At 59.9% G+C, this 18,609-nt stretch carries 16 protein-coding genes; 6 read left to right on the forward strand and 10 right to left on the reverse strand.

Features of this window, described 5'->3' with window-relative positions; translation table 11 throughout:
- Window positions 1–70: 70 nt before the first annotated feature.
- Window positions 71–796, forward strand: coding sequence for a 4'-phosphopantetheinyl transferase superfamily protein (locus tag J5M66_RS22895; RefSeq protein WP_207809747.1), 726 nt, complete (start codon window positions 71–73; stop codon window positions 794–796).
- A 106-nt stretch (window positions 797–902) separates the two neighbouring features.
- Here J5M66_RS22895 and J5M66_RS22900 read toward each other — a convergent pair whose 3' ends face one another.
- Together J5M66_RS22900 and J5M66_RS22905 are read right to left on the reverse strand one after the other, a co-directional pair.
- Window positions 903–2,513, reverse strand: a complete 1,611-nt coding sequence (locus tag J5M66_RS22900) for an ATP-binding protein (RefSeq protein WP_122707485.1) — start codon at window positions 2,511–2,513, stop codon at window positions 903–905.
- Window positions 2,510–3,232, reverse strand: a complete 723-nt coding sequence (locus tag J5M66_RS22905; protein WP_024013985.1) for a response regulator — start codon at window positions 3,230–3,232, stop codon at window positions 2,510–2,512. The genes J5M66_RS22900 and J5M66_RS22905 overlap by 4 nt, the downstream gene beginning before the upstream one ends.
- 859 nt (window positions 3,233–4,091) lie before the next feature.
- On the opposite strand from J5M66_RS22905, the gene J5M66_RS22910 reads away from it, so the two are divergent.
- Complete coding sequence (locus J5M66_RS22910; protein ID WP_024013986.1) at window positions 4,092–6,986, forward strand: ribonucleoside-diphosphate reductase subunit alpha; 2,895 nt, start codon at window positions 4,092–4,094, stop codon at window positions 6,984–6,986.
- Window positions 6,987–7,988: 1,002 nt separating this feature from the next.
- Here the strand turns inward: J5M66_RS22910 and flgE are convergent.
- The 6 genes from flgE to J5M66_RS22940 form a co-directional block, all read right to left on the reverse strand.
- Window positions 7,989–9,335: a flagellar hook protein FlgE gene (gene flgE / locus J5M66_RS22915; protein WP_207807966.1), complete on the reverse strand. Its 1,347-nt coding sequence runs from the start codon at window positions 9,333–9,335 to the stop codon at window positions 7,989–7,991.
- 31 nt (window positions 9,336–9,366) lie between these two features.
- Window positions 9,367–10,095, reverse strand: coding sequence for a flagellar hook assembly protein FlgD (flgD, locus tag J5M66_RS22920; protein WP_123443640.1), 729 nt, complete (start codon window positions 10,093–10,095; stop codon window positions 9,367–9,369).
- Window positions 10,096–10,110: 15 nt separating this feature from the next.
- Entirely contained in the window at window positions 10,111–10,554 is a 444-nt protein-coding gene (gene flgC / locus J5M66_RS22925) for a flagellar basal body rod protein FlgC (protein ID WP_016773614.1), read from the reverse strand.
- A 3-nt stretch (window positions 10,555–10,557) separates the two neighbouring features.
- The gene (gene flgB, locus J5M66_RS22930; protein ID WP_016773613.1) at window positions 10,558–10,968 is read right to left on the reverse strand and encodes a flagellar basal body rod protein FlgB; all 411 of its coding nucleotides are present in this window, start codon (window positions 10,966–10,968) and stop codon (window positions 10,558–10,560) included.
- Window positions 10,969–11,338: 370 nt separating this feature from the next.
- Complete coding sequence (gene cheR, locus J5M66_RS22935) at window positions 11,339–12,166, reverse strand: protein-glutamate O-methyltransferase CheR (RefSeq protein ID WP_016773612.1); 828 nt, start codon at window positions 12,164–12,166, stop codon at window positions 11,339–11,341.
- Window positions 12,167–12,212: 46 nt separating this feature from the next.
- Window positions 12,213–13,145, reverse strand: coding sequence for a chemotaxis protein CheV (locus tag J5M66_RS22940; protein WP_016773611.1), 933 nt, complete (start codon window positions 13,143–13,145; stop codon window positions 12,213–12,215).
- An 82-nt stretch (window positions 13,146–13,227) separates the two neighbouring features.
- On the opposite strand from J5M66_RS22940, the gene flgA reads away from it, so the two are divergent.
- The 4 genes from flgA to J5M66_RS22960 all read left to right on the forward strand — a co-directional run bounded on the left by flgA (window position 13,228) and on the right by J5M66_RS22960 (window position 15,833).
- On the forward strand, window positions 13,228–13,989 hold the full coding sequence (flgA, locus tag J5M66_RS22945) for a flagellar basal body P-ring formation chaperone FlgA (protein WP_083387045.1): 762 nt from the start codon (window positions 13,228–13,230) through the stop codon (window positions 13,987–13,989).
- Between the two features lie 162 nt (window positions 13,990–14,151).
- Window positions 14,152–14,478 carry a flagellar biosynthesis anti-sigma factor FlgM gene (flgM, locus tag J5M66_RS22950; protein ID WP_016773609.1) on the forward strand — a complete coding sequence of 109 codons (327 nt, stop codon included), beginning with the start codon at window positions 14,152–14,154 and terminating at the stop codon, window positions 14,476–14,478.
- Window positions 14,479–14,526: 48 nt separating this feature from the next.
- Window positions 14,527–14,994 carry a flagellar protein FlgN gene (locus J5M66_RS22955; RefSeq protein WP_016773608.1) on the forward strand — a complete coding sequence of 156 codons (468 nt, stop codon included), beginning with the start codon at window positions 14,527–14,529 and terminating at the stop codon, window positions 14,992–14,994.
- A gap of 92 nt (window positions 14,995–15,086) precedes the next feature.
- Window positions 15,087–15,833 (forward strand): flagellar brake protein, encoded by a 747-nt coding sequence (locus J5M66_RS22960; protein ID WP_016773607.1) that lies wholly within the window; start codon window positions 15,087–15,089, stop codon window positions 15,831–15,833.
- A 74-nt stretch (window positions 15,834–15,907) separates the two neighbouring features.
- Here J5M66_RS22960 and J5M66_RS22965 read toward each other — a convergent pair whose 3' ends face one another.
- Together J5M66_RS22965 and J5M66_RS22970 are read right to left on the reverse strand one after the other, a co-directional pair.
- Complete coding sequence (locus J5M66_RS22965; RefSeq protein WP_071173273.1) at window positions 15,908–17,290, reverse strand: MFS transporter; 1,383 nt, start codon at window positions 17,288–17,290, stop codon at window positions 15,908–15,910.
- A gap of 68 nt (window positions 17,291–17,358) precedes the next feature.
- Complete coding sequence (locus tag J5M66_RS22970) at window positions 17,359–18,600, reverse strand: glutamine synthetase family protein (RefSeq protein ID WP_207807970.1); 1,242 nt, start codon at window positions 18,598–18,600, stop codon at window positions 17,359–17,361.
- Between the last annotated feature and the right edge of the window lie 9 nt (window positions 18,601–18,609).

Below are 18,609 nucleotides of genomic sequence, written 5' to 3' on the forward strand. Positions count from 1 at the left end.
AGCGAGCCTGCTCGCGAAGGCTTCACCGCCGTTCTCGACCTTGCCTCGACTAACCGGCAAAATGCCCGCCATGCATACCACCCCCGCCCTGCCCGCCTGCTGCACTGCGCTCGACAGCCACTGGCCGTTGCCGACGGTCCTGGCCGATACCGTGCTGCTCAGTACCCACTTCGACCCGACACGCCTGCTCGGCGATGACTTCCAGCGCAGCGCTGTGCCGACGCCGCCGAGCATTCAGCGCTCGGTGGCCAAGCGCCAGGCCGAGTTTCTCGCCGGGCGCATTTGCGCCCGTGCCGCGCTGCAACAACTCGAAGGCCTGAATATCGTCCCGCCGATTGGCGAAGACCGCGCGCCGGTTTGGCCGGCGCACATCTGCGGTTCGATCACCCACAGCACTGGCCGTGCGGCGGCGATTGTCGCCAACAAGCAACACTGGCGCGGCTTGGGCATGGATCTGGAAAACCTGTTGAGTAACGAGCGCGCTGAACGCCTGGCCGGGGAAATTCTCACCCCGGCGGAAATGCAGCGCATGGCGGCAGGCTCGCAGGAGCAACTGGCGCTGCGGGTGACCCTGACGTTTTCGGTGAAAGAGAGTTTGTTCAAGGCGCTGTACCCGATCGTGCAGCAGCGCTTTTATTTCGAGCATGCCGAAGTGCTGGAATGGAGTGCGGCGGGTCAGGTCAGGCTGCGGTTGTTGACTGATTTGTCCAGCGAATGGCGCAACGGATCGGAGCTGGAGGCGCAGTTTGCAGTGCAGGATGGGCAGTTGTTGAGTCTGGTCAGCATTCCTGCCTGAAGTTTGCATTGCCTGTCATGGCGCCTTCGCGAGCAGGCTCGCTCCCACAGGGGATTGCATTTCAAATGTGGGAGCGAGCCTGCTCGCGAAGGCGGTATCCCGAATCTCAGCGGCGCTCCTGATTCCTCGGCCAGCTCAGACTGAAACAGGCCCCACCCAGACTCTTGCTCTTGCCAATGATCGCCCGGCCGTCGTGCCAGTGAATGATCCGTCGCACAATCGACAAGCCCAGACCATGCCCGCCCGAGGCGCGCGTGCGGCTGTCGTCGAGGCGCAGAAACGGCGTGAAGATCCGTTCCCACGCCACTTCCGGCACGCCCGGCCCGTCATCCTCGACGTCGATCCGACAACGCAACTGGCCAACCTGATAACTCACCGTCACCTGCGAATGCGCATGGCGCATCGCGTTGCCCACCAGATTCTGCAGCGCCCGATGCAAATAACGCGGCTCGGCCTCGACCCACGCGCCGTCGTTGTCGGCCGATGACAAACACAAACCGCGCTGCACCGTGACCTCGGCGCGCAGCGGCGCCAATTCTGCGATCACCTGATTGACCAGCGCATCCAGATCGATGCGCTGGAAAGTCAGCGCCGGCGAGCCCTGCTCCAGCCGTGCGTAAGTGAGCATCTCGTCGACCAGCTTATCGAGGTCTTCGATGTCGTGATCCATGCCTTCGCGGTATTTTTCCAGCGCTTGCGGAGTGGTCGCCGTGCCGATCATTTCCAGCCCGAAACGCAGCCGCGCCACTGGGGTACGCAGTTCATGAGAAACCGCACGCACCAGTTCACGCTGGATCGCCAGCAACTGTTGCAGGTGCTCGGCCATGCCATTGAACGCCAACGCCAGCCGTCCGACCGAGTCGGCACCGCGCGCCGGCACACGGGTTTCCAGGCTGCCCTTGGCGATGCGCGTGGCCGCTGCTTCGAGGCCGCGCAAACGTCGCTCGAGCTGACGCACCAACAGATAAACGATAAGGCCGATCAGGGTCAGGCCCAGCGCGGCAATCAATACCAGCCATTCCGGCGGATACGGATTCATCTGATACAGCGGGCCGATTTCCAGCACCCACGGCGTGCCGACCATACCGGCGAAGACGCGGATCGAATCGCCGCCCTTGCCCAGCGCCATCACCGTATCGCCCTCGGCCACGCGGCGGCTCTGATCTTCGTCCATGTCGGCGTCATTTACCGTGACCAGACGCAGATCGAAGCCAAAGCCCTTTTCCTGCTTTATCTGCGCCAGACGTTTGGGCTGTTCGCCGACCGGTACCCGCACCAGTTCATCGGCCAGCAGGTAAATGGTCGCCCGGGCCAGTTGCTCGCTGATTTGCTGTACCTCGCCCACCAGCATCATTTGCTCTTTTTCGCTGATCAGCCGATAGACCTTTGCCGCGTGTGGCCCGGTCTGCTCGACCAGCGCCTGACCGCGCAACACACGGGTGCGCTGGGCCAGATCAAGGTCGGTTTCAGAGAATTTCTTCAGCGTCAGCGGAATACCGAGCAGCCGCTCCCACACCAGCAGCGCGCGATGGCGCTCGGTCTGGTTCATCGGTTGCAGATTATCGGCCATCAGCGAGAAGGTGCCGTGGGCCAGGCGTTCGCGGTATTGCTCGCTGCGCACCTGATTGAGCAGGTTCAGCGCCAGCACGCCAAGCACCGCCACCAGAATCAGCGCGGCGCACATGCCGCCGTAGATGCGCAGGAAGATCGAATTCACAGCGCCAGGTCTGCGCAGGCTTCCGGGACGAACAGGTAGCCTTTGCTGCGGATGGTCTTGATCAGGCGCGGATGGTCGGGGTCGTCGCCGATTTTCGGGCGGATGCGCGAGATACGCACGTCGATCGAACGGTCCTGGCCGTCATAGCCAATGCCGCGCAGGGCAGTGAAGATTTCTTCGCGGGACAGAATCCGCCCGGCGTTGGACACCAGCAGCCACAGCAGGTCGAATTCGGCGCTGGTCAGCTCGATGCCGTTGTCGCTCAGCCAGGCTTCACGTAACGCGTTGTCGACCACCAGTGGACCGAATTGCAAACGCCGGGATTTTTCCGCGGCCGGCTCCGGTGTGTCACTGCGGCGCAGCAACGCCTGGATGCGCGCCAGCAACAAGCGCGGACGCACGGGTTTGCATACGTAGTCGTCGGCACCGAGGTCGAGGCCGTGGATCTGATCAGCGTCATCGGTGCGCGCGGTGAGCATCAGGATCGGCCCGTCGTACTGGCTGCGCACCTTGCGGCAGATGCTCAGGCCATCCTCGCCGGGCAGCATCAGATCGAGGATCACCAGATCCGGCTGCTCCTTGATGATCCGCGCCGCCGCCAGCGCACCGTTGCCTTCGATCTCCACGCGCAGGCCATTGGCTTGCAGGTAATCGCGGGTGAGCTCGGCCAGTCGCTGGTCATCCTCGACGATCAATACCTGCCAGGTTTGTTGCTCCACCGGTGACCTCTGCTTGCTGTTTTTATTAAAAGAAGAAAGACAATCGCCTGACACGGACAAAACCTGTGGGAGCGAGCCCGCTCGCGAAAGCGTCTGTTGCTCCAACCTGAATGCTCAGTGGTCAACCGATTCGCGAGCAGGCTCGCTCCCACAATCCTGCGTGTACCTCCCGATCATCTGTCATGTTTCAGGAGGATAAAAATGCCCATGCACCCAGCGATTGTATAAACGCCGCTCACCCGGAAAACAAGTCGGTAAATGCGTTCGGACAAGGCGGAATTCTGTGATAGGGTTCGCGCCCTTAAAAAACCGCTGAAGCGTTTTTCCAGACAAAAAAACAATGACAAACGGTCTGGCTCAGCAGGTTCGCGGCCTACACGCGTTTTCCCTCTTTCTTACACAAATTACGCACAGGCTTATCCACAGGTAGTACGTTGCAATCCCCCCCTGAAACGCATTATCTTGTAGCACGGCGAAAAGAGAGACCCTACATATAGGGTTTTCACCTAAAATGCCCAACCACATTTCAGACCTGAAACTCAAGTGCTTTATGGCCAGTTTCCGGTAGAACAAGCGAGTTTTTTCAAGCCCAAACCGCGCTGGCGGATGGCACCGTTTTATTTGGTCCGAAACGGACAAAACGGTATGGGTGTTGCAGTCATGACTGCCACCCGCGAAGGAATCCGGTGGCGAGCTTCGGCTCGTAACCAAAACTTCGGCAAGGATGCGGCGTTGCAGCCTTTTTCCTACTGTTCCGAAGTTTGTAATGCCGACGCCCGTCGGTTGCAGTGCTTCGGTACAGAACGGTGAGCACCATGACGGTGCCAAACAAACATAGAGAATGTGGAGACCACCCCCCATGCAAACCGACACAACTCGCGAGAACCCGCAGGGCACCTTGCCGCAGGCCGCCGATTCGACTTCGGATCTGGCAGCCACCGCGCCTGGCCAGCTGCGCGTGATCAAGCGTAATGGCACTGTCGTTCCTTACACCGATGACAAGATCACCGTCGCTATCACCAAAGCGTTCCTCGCAGTTGAAGGCGGCACCGCTGCCGCCTCGTCGCGAATCCACGACACCGTTGCGCGCCTGACCGAACAGGTCACCGCGACCTTCAAGCGTCGCATGCCATCGGGCGGCACCATCCACATCGAAGAAATCCAGGACCAGGTCGAACTGGCCCTGATGCGTGCCGGCGAGCAGAAAGTTGCACGCGACTACGTGATCTACCGTGACGGCCGTTCGAAAGAGCGCGCAGCTCACGCTCCTGCCGAAGCAGCAGTCAACGCGCACCCGTCGATCCGCATCACCCGCGCCGACGGCAGCCTCGCGCCGCTGGACATGGGCCGCCTGAACACCATCGTTACCGAAGCCTGCGAAGGCCTGGAAGAAGTCGACGGCGACCTGATCCAGCGCGAAACCCTGAAGAACCTGTACGACGGCGTGGCCCTGACCGACGTCAACACCGCCCTGGTGATGACCGCCCGTACCCTGGTCGAGCGCGAGCCGAACTACTCGTTCGTCACCGCCCGCCTGCTGATGGACACCCTGCGTGCCGAAGGCCTGAACTTCCTCGAAGTCGCCGAAAGCGCCACCCATCACGAAATGGCCGACCTGTACGCCAAGGCTCTGCCGGCCTACATCGCCAAAGGTATCGAGTTCGAACTGCTGAACCCTGTGCTGGCTACCTTCGACCTGGAAAAACTGGGCAAGGCGATCAACCACGAGCGCGATCAGCAATTCACCTATCTGGGCCTGCAGACCCTGTACGACCGCTACTTCATCCACAAGGATGGCGTGCGTTTCGAACTGCCGCAGATCTTCTTCATGCGCGTGGCCATGGGTCTTGCGATCGAAGAGAAGCAGAAAGAAGACCGTGCGATCGAGTTCTACAATCTGCTGTCCTCGTTCGACTACATGGCTTCGACCCCGACCCTGTTCAACGCCGGCACCCTGCGTCCACAGCTGTCGAGCTGCTACCTGACCACCGTGCCGGATGACCTGTCGGGCATCTATCACGCGATCCACGACAACGCCATGCTGTCGAAATTTGCCGGCGGCCTGGGCAACGACTGGACGCCTGTTCGTGCGCTGGGTTCGTACATCAAGGGCACCAACGGCAAGTCGCAAGGCGTGGTGCCGTTCCTCAAAGTAGTGAACGACACCGCTGTGGCCGTGAACCAGGGTGGCAAGCGCAAAGGCGCGGTGTGTGCCTACCTGGAAACCTGGCACATGGACATCGAAGAGTTCATCGAGCTGCGCAAGAACACCGGTGACGATCGTCGTCGTACCCACGACATGAACACCGCCAACTGGATCCCTGACCTGTTCATGAAGCGTGTCTTCGATGACGGCAAGTGGACCCTGTTCTCGCCATCCGAAGTACCGGACCTGCACGACCTGACCGGTAAAGCCTTCGAAGAGCGCTACGAGTACTACGAGGCGCTGACCGAGTATCCGGGCAAGGTCAAGCTGTTCAAGACCATCCAGGCCAAAGACCTGTGGCGCAAGATGCTCTCCATGCTCTTCGAAACCGGCCACCCATGGCTGACTTTCAAAGACCCGTGCAACCTGCGCAGCCCGCAGCAGCACGTCGGCGTGGTTCATAGCTCGAACCTGTGCACCGAGATCACCTTGAACACCAACAAGGACGAAATCGCCGTTTGCAACCTGGGCTCGATCAACCTGCCGAATCACATCGTCGACGGCAAGCTCGATACCGCCAAGCTGCAACGCACCGTGAACACTGCCGTGCGCATGCTCGATAACGTGATCGACATCAACTACTACTCGGTGCCGCAAGCGAAGAACTCCAACTTCCGCCACCGTCCGGTCGGTCTGGGCATCATGGGCTTCCAGGACGCTCTGTACCTGCAGCACATCGCCTACGGCTCCGACGCTGCCGTCGAGTTCGCCGACAAGTCGATGGAAGCGGTCAGCTACTACGCGATCCAGGCTTCCTGCGACCTGGCCGACGAGCGCGGCGCCTACGAGACGTTCAACGGTTCGCTGTGGTCCAAGGGCATCCTGCCGCTGGATTCGCAACAGATCCTGATCGAACAGCGTGGCGAGAAGTACATCGACGTCGACCTGAAGGAAACCCTCGACTGGGCACCGGTTCGCGCCCGTGTACAGAAAGGTATCCGTAACTCGAACATCATGGCCATCGCACCGACCGCGACCATCGCCAACATCACTGGCGTTTCGCAGTCGATCGAACCGACCTACCAGAACCTGTACGTGAAATCGAACCTGTCGGGCGAATTCACCGTGATCAACCCGTACCTGGTTCGCGACCTGAAGGCTCGCGGTCTGTGGGACTCGGTCATGATCAACGACCTGAAGTACTACGACGGTTCGGTGCAGCAGATCGAGCGCATCCCGCAAGAACTCAAAGAGCTCTACGCGACCGCGTTCGAAGTGGACACCAAGTGGATCGTTGACGCCGCCAGCCGTCGTCAGAAGTGGATCGACCAGGCCCAGTCGCTGAACCTGTACATCGCCGGCGCATCGGGCAAGAAGCTCGATGTGACCTACCGCATGGCCTGGTACCGTGGTCTGAAAACCACCTACTACCTCCGTGCCCTGGCCGCGACCAGCACCGAGAAGTCGACCATCAACACCGGTAAGCTGAACGCTGTTTCCAGCGGCGGCAACCACGGCGACGATTCGGTTCTGGCCGCTCCGGCAGGTCCGGCGCCAGTGCCAAAGGCCTGCGCGATTGACGAGCCGGATTGCGAAGCTTGCCAATAAGCTGAGCTGAGATCAGGCGTTGCGAGACGCCTGGAATCTCAAGACAAACAAAACCCCCGACAGACTTCTGGTTTGTCGGGGGTTTTGTTTTTTGGCGGCCTTGGCGGCCTTTGGGCCGACCAGGTTCTTGGGGTTTTGGGTGTATATCCGTTGCTGCGGGTGTTGCCGCTGGCGGTTTCGCTCTTACAGCGAGTCACCTTTTTCAGACGCCAAAAAGGTAACCCAAAAGGCTTTGCCCCGGCGTACGGCCCGCTCGCTAAAGCTCGGGGTACCTTCGTTACGGGACCGATCCGGGCGCAGCGGCTACGGTTTGCTTCGCTGCACCTCCTTCCGCTGTGTACGACTGCGTCGTACGGTCGCTGCGCTCCCACACCCGGATCGATCCCGTAACGAAGCCTGCCGAAGGGGCAAAAGATCAAAAGCCGAAGCAAAGCAAAAGCCAGATCAAGAGCCAGATCAAAAGATCGCAGCCTTCGGCGGCTCCTACAGTTGGATCGAGTGTTACCTCAAGACCAGGTCGGCTGTCGGGCCGCCTTCGCGAGCAGGCTCGCTCCCACAAAAGCAAAAGCAAAGCAGCGCAGCTGCCCGCGGCGAAGCCGCCCCATTCAACAATGAGCGTTAGCTCGAGTGCTTTTGATCCACCGGCGACGTCGGAAGGCTGAGTGGAGGGATTGATCCGGGCGTGGGAGCGCAGCGACCGTACGACGCAGTCGTACACAGCGGAAGGAGGTGCAGCGAAGCAAACCGTAGCCGCTGCGCCCGGATCAGTCCCGGAGCGAAGGAACCCGAGCCTGCGAGGGCCGAACGCAGGAGCAAAGCGTTTTGGTTACTTTTGGGCGTCTGCAAAAGTGACCCGCTGTAAGAGCGGAACCGCCAGCCGCAACACCCGCAAAAACGGATATACCCCCAAAACCCCAAGAACCTGGTCGGCCCAGAGGCCGCCAAGACCAAAAAAAGCCCCTCAAAACCGAGGGGCCCAAAAAAACCAGTCAGAAACCCGAATCAGGTCATCTGAATAATGGTCTGCATGATCGTGCTCTGAGTCGAAATGGTCTTGGCGTTCGCCTGATAGTTGCTCTGACCCTTGATCAGATCAACCAGCTCGTTGGTCAGGTTAACGTTCGACTCTTCCAGCGAGTTGGACACCACCTCACCCAACGTACCAGTCTTCGGCGCATCGTAGCCCGGAATACCCGAAGCGAAAGTCTCTTTCCAGCTAGTGCCACCGACAGCCTGCAAGCCCTGCTCGTTGGTGAAACTGGCCAGTGCAACCTGACCAATCGCCTTGCTCTGGTTGTTGCTGAAGTTGGCGAACAGCGTACCGGTACCGTCGATGGTCAGGTTGGTGATCTGTCCAGTGGCGTAGCCATCCTGAGTCGGTATCGTGCGCGAAGTATCAGCGTTGTACTGGGTGGTCTTGGCCATCGAAATGGTCACGCCAGCCGGATTTGCTGCCGCGCCGTTAGGCGTAAAAACACCGTTGGTCACGGTGCCTGGCTTCCAGTTACTCAACGTCAAGTCGCTGCTGATGAGCGGGTTTGGCGCCGGCGGCGGCAAAGTACTCGGTGTACTCACCTGAAGCAATTTGCCGGAACTGTCGAACGTCAATGTCGAAGCAACCGGAGGCGTGGCGGCGTTGGTTGGATCGCTACCGGTGGCATCCGGGTTGCGTCCATCAACCAGGGTGTAAACCTTCCAGGTATTCTCGCCAGTCTTGACCACGTACTGATCCATGACGTGGGAGTTACCCTGAGTGTCATAGATCGGCGTGCTGAACGACTTGGTGTAAGTCTCAGGCTTCGACGGGTCGAACTTCACGGCAGTAGCGCCGGTATCAATAATCACGGGTGCCGAAGAGTTCAGGTTGATGCTCGAAGTCACCGCCGAAGTCGACTTCGGCGCCAGGTTCGAGGTGTCGATCTTCAGATCGGTCAACACACCGTTGATGATCTTGCCGTTGGCATCCACACCGTAACCCTGCAGACGCGAGGTGTAGTCGGTGTTGGTGATGTAACCGGCGTTGTCGACCTTGAACGTACCGGCACGGGTGTACGAGATCGAGCCGTTGTTGCTCATGGTGAAGAAGCCGGAGCCGTTGATGCCCATGTCCAGCACGTTGCCAGTGTTGTTGATGTCACCCTGGGTGAACTGCTGGGAAACGTTGGCCAGGCGCACGCCGTTGCCGATCACTTTGCTGCCGCTGCCCAGACGAGTCGACGAATAGACGTCTTCGAATTCTGCGCGCGAGGATTTGAAACCGGCGGTGGCGACGTTGGCGATGTTGTTGCCGGTCACGTCCAGTTGCTTGTTGGCTGCATAGAGACCGCTAAGGCCGATATTGAAAGACATATTCCACTCCTTTATGCCGGGTTAGTCGGCTCTATATACCAATGGTTTGTACTTTGGACAGGGCGACGGTGCCCTTGCCAGCCAGGTTGAGCATCAGCTCACCGCCGGTCTGGCTGATCGTCACGCTGTTGACGGTCGCTGGCAGATAAGTCGCCAGGTCCGTCGCGGTGCCGTTGACCGGTGCGTTGGCCTTGAACGTGTAAGTGCCGACCGGCACCACGGTGCCAGCAGTGTCCTTGCCGTCCCAAGTGAAACTGGCATCGCCGGCAGCGCGGCTGCCCAGGTCGATGGTGCGCACGGTCTTGCCGTCCTTGTCGGTGATGGTCACGGTGCCGCCGGCAATCGACGAAGGCACGGTGACCGAACCGGTCAGGCCTTTGCTCGGGTCATCGAGCTGCGCGGTGTTGGTCTGCACGATCACGTTGCGACCGACCAGCGACGACGCTTGCAGCGCCTGCGACGAGTTGTAGTTGCCGGCAAGGCCACTGACCGTGGAGTTCAGCGTAGTGATGCCTTCAAGGCTGCTGAACTGCGCCAGTTGCGCAACGAACGCGCTGTTGTCCTGCGGGTCGAGCGGGTTCTGGTTTTTCAGCTGGGTGACCAGCAATTGCAGGAAAGCATCCTTGCCCAGCGCCTGGCCGCCGGTGGCACTGTTGGTCGCCGAAGCGATGCCGCCTGACGTAGTGCTGCTGGCCTTCTTCGACGAGTTGGCCAGGATGTCGTTCATGCTCAGGCTGCTGGTGGTATCCGTAACGCTCATGGCAGTCGCCCCTTATTACTGACCGAGGGTCAGTACCTTCTGCATCATGGTTTTGGCGGTGTTCATCATTTCCGCGTTGGTCTGGAACGAGCGGCTCGCAGAAATCATGTCAGCCATTTCTTCCACCACGTTGACGTTCGGGTAGTAGACGTAGCCCTTGGCGTCGGCAGCCGGATGGTTCGGCTCGTAGCGCGCTTCGAGGTTGCTCTGGTCTTCGACGACGCCGAGCACCTGCACGCCCTGCCCGGCTGCGTCCTGGTTCTGGAACAGCGAATTGCTGCCGCCGGCTTGGCCGCCCTGAAACATGGTGGCGAACACCGGATGGCGCGCGCGGTAGGTCTGGTCGATGCTCGACGAAACGGTTTCGGCGTTGGCGATGTTCGACGCCACGGTGTTCAGACGCGTGGTCTGCGCGCTCATGCCGCTGCCGGCAATGTTGAAAACGCTGGACAGGGACATGGATTATTCTCCGCGCAGGGCTGACACCAGCCCTTTGAATTTGCTGTTGAGCAAGGTGAAGCTGGCCTGGAAGCCGACGGCGTTTTCCGCGTAGTTCGACTGTTCCAGTTGAGCGTCGACGGTGTTCTGGTCGATCGAAGGCTGCATCGGCGTGCGATACATCAACGATTCGTCGCCGTTGCCCAGCCCTTCAGCCTCGATGTGCCGGCTGTTGGTCATGTTCAGGGCAAAGTGGCCGCCGGTCTTGGTCTTCTCGGTCTGTGCTTCGAGCACTTTGGAGAAATCCAGATCCCGCGCCTTGTAGTTCGGGGTGTCGGCGTTGGCGATGTTGTTGGCCAGTACTTCGGCACGCTGGGCGCGGAAGCCCAATGCCTTTTCGTGAATGCCCAGCGCTTTGTCGAAGCTGATGCTCATGTCGGGAACCTTCAGGTGACCGGTTTTTCGTATCTGAGCTTTAGCAAGCGCCGTGCCAAATGAACAAAGCCCCGTATTCCGGGGCTTTGCGCCGAACAGGCTAAGCGGCAATGCCAGAAAAGCGGCAACCGGTTACCGCCGGATGCCGCTTTTCTGCCGCTTGCCGTCCTTGCCAGGCCAGCGCAGATCCCTGTGGGAGCGAGCCTGCTCGCGAAGGCGGCGTGTCAGGCGCCAACTGTCTTATGGACAGACCGCTTTCGCGAGCAGGCTCGCTCCCACAGGGGGTTCGTGGTGTTCGTGGAAATAATTCGGGCACAAAAAAACGGCAGGCCTTTTGGGGCCTCCCGTTTTTTGTATCAGCGCAAACCGCTTATTTCGCCTTGTAAATAATCCCCGGGCTGCACTGAACCATCTGGTAATGATCCGGCAATCCGTTCAACGCCTCCGAAGCGCCAAGGAACAGATACCCGCCCGGCTTCAACGTGCTGTGAATGCGCAACAGGATGTCCTTCTTCACTTCGGCAGAGAAGTAGATCAACACGTTGCGGCAGAACACGATGTCGAATTTGCCCAGCGCTGCGTAACTGTCGAGCAGGTTGAACGAGCGGAATTCCACCCGGCTCTTGATCGGCGCCTTGACCACCCAGCGCCCCGGCCCTTTCGGGTCGAAGTAGCGTTGCAGGCGTTCCGGCGACAGACCGCGACCGATCGCCAGGCTGTCGTACTCGCCGGTCTTGCAGTTGTTGAGCATCAGGCCCGACAGATCGGTGGCAACGATCTGCACGCCCATCTTCAACTGACCCAGGTTGCTGCGCTCGAACTCGTCGATCGACATCGACAGCGAGTACGGTTCCTGCCCCGACGAGCAGGCCGCCGACCAGATCCGCAGACGCTGGTTGGGGCTGGCCTTGATCGCTTCCGGCAGTACCTTGTTCTTCAAGACTTCAAACGGATAGGTGTCGCGAAACCACAGGGTTTCGTTGGTCGTCATGGCATCGACCACCTGCTCGCGCAAACCGCTGCGCGGCTGGGTCTGGATGCGCTGTACCAGCTCACCCAGGGACTTGATGCCTTGCTGCTCCATCAGTTTGTTGAGACGGCTCGAGACCAGATACTGCTTGTTTTCACCGAGCAGAATGCCACAGGCTTTTTCCAGGAAGACCCGGAACTGTTCGAAATCCAAATTACCCGTAGACAATGATGCCGCCTCTTAAATCGTGTTGACCGCCAGGGGCAGAAGGCCCCTAGCTGATATCTGCTGCTTTGATCCGGTCGACTACCCGGGATGCGAGGTCATCAGGACGGAATTTGGCCAGGAAGTCATCAGCACCGACTTTCTTCACCATCGCCTGATTGAATACCCCCGACAACGAAGTATGCAGGATGATATGGAGCTTTTGCATGCGTGCGTCGCCGCGGATTTCCGCCGTCAGGGTGTACCCGTCCATCTCCGGCATCTCGATGTCGGAAATCATCATCAGGAACTCTTCTTCCGGCTTCTTGCCCTCGTCGACCAGCTTGCGCAGGTAATCCAGCGCCTGCTTGCCGTCGTTCAGCGCCACCACTTCGACACCGATGGTCTGCAGACAACGGGTGACCTGCTTGCGCGCCACCGACGAGTCATCGACCGTCAGCACCCGCAGCGACAACGCCTTGGTCTGCGTCTCGACATCGACCACGCCCACCGAAATCGCTTCCGGCGTCGGCGCCACTTCGGCCAGCACCTTCTCGACGTCGATGATTTCGACCAACTGGTTGTCGACCCGGGTCACAGCCGTCAGGTAGTGATCGCGGCCGGTACCCTTGGGTGGCGGATGGATCTCTTCCCAGTTCATGTTGACGATGCGCTCCACCGAGCGGACCAGGAAACCCTGGGTCTTGGTGTTGTACTCCGTGATGATCACGAACGGACTGTTCTTGTCTTTCAACGCACCGGAGCCCGTTGCCATTGCCAGATCCAGGATCGGAATGGTCGCTCCCCGTATATTCGCTACCCCGCACACGACAGGACTGGATTTGGGCATCAACGTCAGGGACGGGCATTGCAACACTTCCCGTACCTTGAACACGTTGATCCCGTAGAGCTGCGGCCCGTCGAGACGGAACAACAGCAGCTCGAGGCGATTCTGCCCTACCAGTTGCGTGCGCTGGTTCACCGAATCCATTACACCAGCCATGCCCAGACTCCTACACCAACGCCAAGTGTTGTTGCGACGCACATTCATTGCTAAACGGCACGGCGCTTGCTTTTTAACTCGTATGAACGCTCAAACGACATTTTCCCGACGCCTGACATCCTCCCTTCGCAAAGGGCTTTGCGCGGTGGCCGCCGTTTGCTGCTTGCTTGCTGGCAGTCCTGCCCATGCAGATGCGGTTACCTTGCCTGATATGCTTATCGGCGTGACTCAGGGCTTTCTTGAATTCACCGTAGAAGACTATTTGGCTTCCAGTCAAACCGAAGGCCGCTACGAAATCGAAGTCAACCAGCTCGACCCGCGCATGCGCATGCCCATGTGCGACAAGGAATTGACAGCCACGCTGGAGAGCCCGGCACGCCCGCTGGGCCGCGTCACGGTGAAGGTTCGCTGCGAAGGCAGTTCGCCCTGGACGGTGTTCGTACCCGCTCAAGTCCGCCTGTTTCGCGAGATCGTGACGACCACTCGTCCGCTGAAACGCGCCGGCATTATCGAGCCGCAGGATGTGACCTTGCGCGAGCGCGACGTCAGCACGATCAATCAGGGTTTCCTGACCTCCGTCGACGAAGCGATCGGGCAGAAACTTACCCGACCAACGGTCGCCGATCAGGTCATCACTCTCGTGCATCTGGAACAGGCCGAAGTGGTGCGCAAGGGTGACCAGGTGGTGATCACTGCGCGCAGCGGCACCCTTGCCGTACGCATGCCGGGGGAAGCGCTCTCCAATGGCGGCATGAAAGAACAGATTCGAGTAAAAAACCTTAATTCTCAAAGAGTTATCAAGGCGCAGGTGATTGCGCCGGGACAGGTCGAAGTGGCCATGTAAAAGCCTCGTGGAGAAAACTGGCGCCGATCCCGTCGCTTCCCTAAACTGTGCCGCAGCAGGTCTCGCAACGGCGCATGCAAGCTTATGGTTGATTGGGCCTAAAGTTTTTCAGGGGATAGCCGAAAACATGGCAAGCGTCCAAATTCCCAGAGGTTTTTTATCATGGTTATCGATTTCAACCGATTGAACAGTTCCTCGTCACTAACCGGCAGCACACGTACCAGCAACGCCAAGGAAAGCGCTGAAAACAGCCCCTCCGCGCCGCTGAATACCCAGGCCGAACAGGCCAATGTCGCCAAAAGCGGGGAGTCGGTACACCTCAGCAATGAGGCTCAACAGTTGCAGAAGGTCACTGACAAGCTGCGCGATCAGCCTGCTGTCGACAAAGCCCGAGTGGCCGAGTTGAAAGCCGCGATTGCCGATGGCAGCTATAAAGTCGACAGCAACCGTGTAGCCAGCAAACTGCTCAACTTCGAAGCCCAGCGCTAGGCTTTTGCCGGCGCCAGGCTTTTGGACGCTTAAACCCCAAGGCCAGCCATGCACGACACTAACTTATTGCAACTGATCAACGACGACTTTGCTCCAGCGCAACAATTGCTGGAGTTATTGCAAACCGAATCCCTCGCTTTGCATGGTCGCGACATGCCGTTGCTGGAAGAAATTCTGGCGACCAAGCAAGCGTTGATCATTCTGCTCGAGCAGCATGGCCGCAAGCGCAGCGAAATCCTCGCCAGCCTCAACCTGCCGACCGATCGCACAGGTCTTGAGCAACTGGCCAGCCAGTCGAGCATTGGCGACCAGTTGCTGACCCAGGGCGATGCCCTGACCGCGCTGATCGCCCAATGCCAGGCGGCCAACATCAAGAACGGCCAGTCGATCCAGATCCAGCAGGCGACTACGGCCAACCAGCTGAAGATCCTCACCGGCGGTGAGCCGCCAGCGCTGTACGACGCCAGCGGCACCTTTGCCAAACCGGTCAAGCCGCGAACGCTCAGCCAGGCATGAGCCATTCGCTGGCCCTGCACTATCCACTTGCGCAACATGCTGGCAAAATACTGGCCAGTCGTAGTCTTATTTTGTCTGGAGATTGAAGAACCGTGTCCAACACCCTAAGCGCGGATGATGCTCCGCAGCCTCCGAAGGTGCTCACCACGCCACTGGAAATCTCCAGCAACCTGCGCCAGCTGCAAGACAGCCACGATCCGCTGATCATCACTTTCCATGAACGCAGCCAGCGCTTTCAGAGTTACCTGATCAAGGTCGACCGCGAAACCGCAACGATCGCGCTGGATGAAATGATTCCACGCGACGGCGAGCGCTTCCTCCAGGCTGGCGAGCCGTTCAAGGTCGAAGGCTTTCATGACGGCGTGCGCATCGCCTGGGAATGCAACGGCACGCTGAACATCGAAGAATCCGACGGCGACCGTTTCTACACCGGCGACCTGCCGAGCGAAGTGGTCTATCACCAGCGCCGTAACGCCTTCCGCGCTGCGTTGAAGCTCACCGATCTGGTCAGCGTTGAACTGGGCGGCGAAAAGCTCAAGGTTCCTCTTCAGGGCAAGCTGCTGGATATTTCTGCGACCGGTTGCAAGTTCCGCTTCGAAGGCGACATCACTGATCGCCTGCAACTGGGCCAGGTCTACGATCGCCTGATCGCCCCGCCGCTGTTCGGCAACCAGCCAACATCGGTCGAACTGCGCTATCTGCATTTCGAAGAAAAACTCAACATCACCTTCGCCGGTCTGCGCTTCCACAACATCAGCGGCCAGGCTGCGCGCAACGTCGAGCGTTTTGTTTACCAGTTGCAGCGTGAAGCACGGCGTTTCGACAAAGACGATCTCTGAGTCGCAGCGATCAATAAAAAGGGCAGTCCCGCACAGGACTGCCCTTTTTTTATGCGCCGATGTTTACCTTCGATTCAGGGCCTGCCACCGCTGATATCCGGCGCAGGCTTATCGTCATTGCCGCTGTCCAGTTCGGTTTCAACGACTGCTTCCGGCTGCGCTTCGGGCTCAGGCTCAGGAGTAACCGGCGCCGGGTCCTGGACCATCTGCTCCTGCACCACCTGCTCATCGACACGCGGGTCAAGCGCCGCCACCAGCGGCGAGCTCGACATGCTGTCCGGCATTGCCACGTGATGCAGCGGTGCGTCGTCGACCTGGTGCAGGTTGGTGACCGCTTTCGGACGTATCCGCCAGACCAGCACCAACGCGAAGAAACTGAAGAACGCATACAGGCTCTGACTGCCGAGAAACTTCATCAGCACGCCCGCGAGCAGCGGCCCGATGCTCGCGCCGACGCCGTAAGTCACCAGCAACATGGCGGTCAGCGACACGCGGCGATCGCCTTCGACGTGGTCATTGGAGAACGCCACCGCCAGCGGATACAGGCAGAACTGCACCAGCGAACAGAAGAAACCAACGACGAACAACACCTCCAGCGGCACCTGCGGCATGATCGCCAACGGCAACGCCGCCACCGCCAGAAACCCGGCAAAGCAGCGTATCAGCAGCGCGCGGTCATAACGGTCGGACAACCAGCCCAACGGCCACTGCACCAGCAGACCGGCAAAAATGCAGCTACCCATGAACAGACCGACCTGCTCGGTCGTAAGCCCCTGTTGCGATGCATACAGCGGCGCCAGACCGTAGAACGAACCAATGATCAGACCGGCGCCGAGCACCGTGCTCAGCGATTGCGGCACACGCTTGATAAAGAAGCGCGGCTCCATCGGCGCCGGGTGCAGAGGCGCCGGGTGAATCCGTCGGGTCAACGTCACCGGCACCAGACACAGGGCAAAGCACAGCGCCACCAGCATCAGCAGTTCCAGGCCGAGGCCGGGGTGCATGACCAGAATCAGCTGGCCCAGCACCAGGCCCAGATACGAGGCGATCATGTAACCGCTGAACACCAGCCCACGCTGATTGGCGTCGGCCTGCTCGTTGAGCCAGCTCTCGATGACCATGTACTGACACATCATGCCCAGACCGACGATCGTCCGCAGCACCAGCCACGCCGGCAGCCAGTCCACCAGTCCATGGCCGAGCACCGCCGCGCCGACGATCCCGGCACACGCCGAGTAGGCACGGATATGCCCGACCCGGGCGATCAGGCGATGGCCGATCTTGCCGCCCAGCACCAGACCGAAATAGTTGGCCGCCATCAGCGCACCGACCCACAGCCCGTCGACATTGTCGGCGGCCAGACGCAAAGCCAGATAAGTAGAAAGAAGGCCTGAGCCGATCAACATCATCAGCGAGGCGAAATACAGCGCTCGAAAGGATTTCCAGATTTGGCGCATCGGCGTTCCGAGCGGCTCCTTGCAGTAAATACCGGGCGGTCAGAAGACAGCCCGGCAGCAGCGATACGTCAGGCCTGGGCGGCCAGCACACGGCGCTCCCAGGGAGTGATTTCATCAAAGAAGCTGGTCAACTCCATGGTCTTCGAAGCGATGTAGCCTTCGATGAACTCCGACCCGAACAGTTCCCTCGCCAACTGGCTACGTTTCAGACGCTCCAGCGCGGCGTGCAAGGTACACGGCAAGGCCAGATTATCCGGCACGGCGAATTCTCCCTGGATTGCCGCGCTCGGCTCCAGTTCCTGTTCGATACCATGCAAACCCGCAGCCAGACTGGCGGCGATGGCCAGATACGGATTGGCGTCGGCGCCCGGCAAGCGGTTTTCGACCCGACGTGCGACCGGCGAGCTGGCGGGAATACGCAAGCCGGCGGCGCGATTATCATGGGACCAACAGGCATTGTTCGGCGACGCGTACGGATGACACAGGCGCTGATAGGAATTCACGTTGGGCGCAAACAGTGCGGTGAAATCGGCGAGGCCTGCCTGTTGCCCGCCGATGAAGTGGCGGAACATCGACGTCGGCTCGCCGTTCGAGTCAGTGAAGACATTCTTGCCGCTGCCGATCTCAACGATGCTCTGGTGAATATGCATCGAGCTGCCCGGCGTATGCGCCAGCGGTTTGGCCATGCACACCACGCTCAGGCCATGCTTGAGCGCGACCTCCTTGAGCAGGTGCTTGAACAGGAACGTCTGATCGGCCAGCAGCAGCGGGTCGCCGTGCAGCAGATTGATCTCGAACTGGCTGACGCCCATCTCATGCATGAAGGTGTCGCGCGGCAGGCCGAGGGCGGCCATGCATTTATACACTTCGCGGAAGAACGGCCGCAGGCCGTTGTTGGAACTGACGCTGAAGGCCGACTGGCCATCCTCGCGACGGCCGTCGAGGCCGACCGGCGGACGGAACGGCTGAGTCGGATCGGTATTGGGTGCGAAGACAAAAAATTCCAGTTCGGTCGCCACCACCGGCGCCAGACCGTGCGCGGCGTAACGGGCGATGACCGCTTTGAGCTGACCACGGGTCGAGAGGCTGGAACTCTCTCCGCTCAGTTCGTCGGCGTCGCAAATCGCCATGGCACGCGGCTCGTCGCTCCAGGGCAAACGGTGAATCTGCGCAGGATCGGCGACCAGCGCCAGATCGCCGTCATCGCTGCCGTAGAACCGCGCCGGCGGATAGCCGCCCATGATGCATTGCAGCAGCACACCCCGCGCCAACTGCAAACGCCGCCCCTCGAGGAAACCCTCGGAGGTCATCACCTTGCC

It is taken from the genome of Pseudomonas sp. 67(2021) (assembly GCF_017491835.1).
GTDB lineage: Bacteria > Pseudomonadota > Gammaproteobacteria > Pseudomonadales > Pseudomonadaceae > Aquipseudomonas > Aquipseudomonas atacamensis.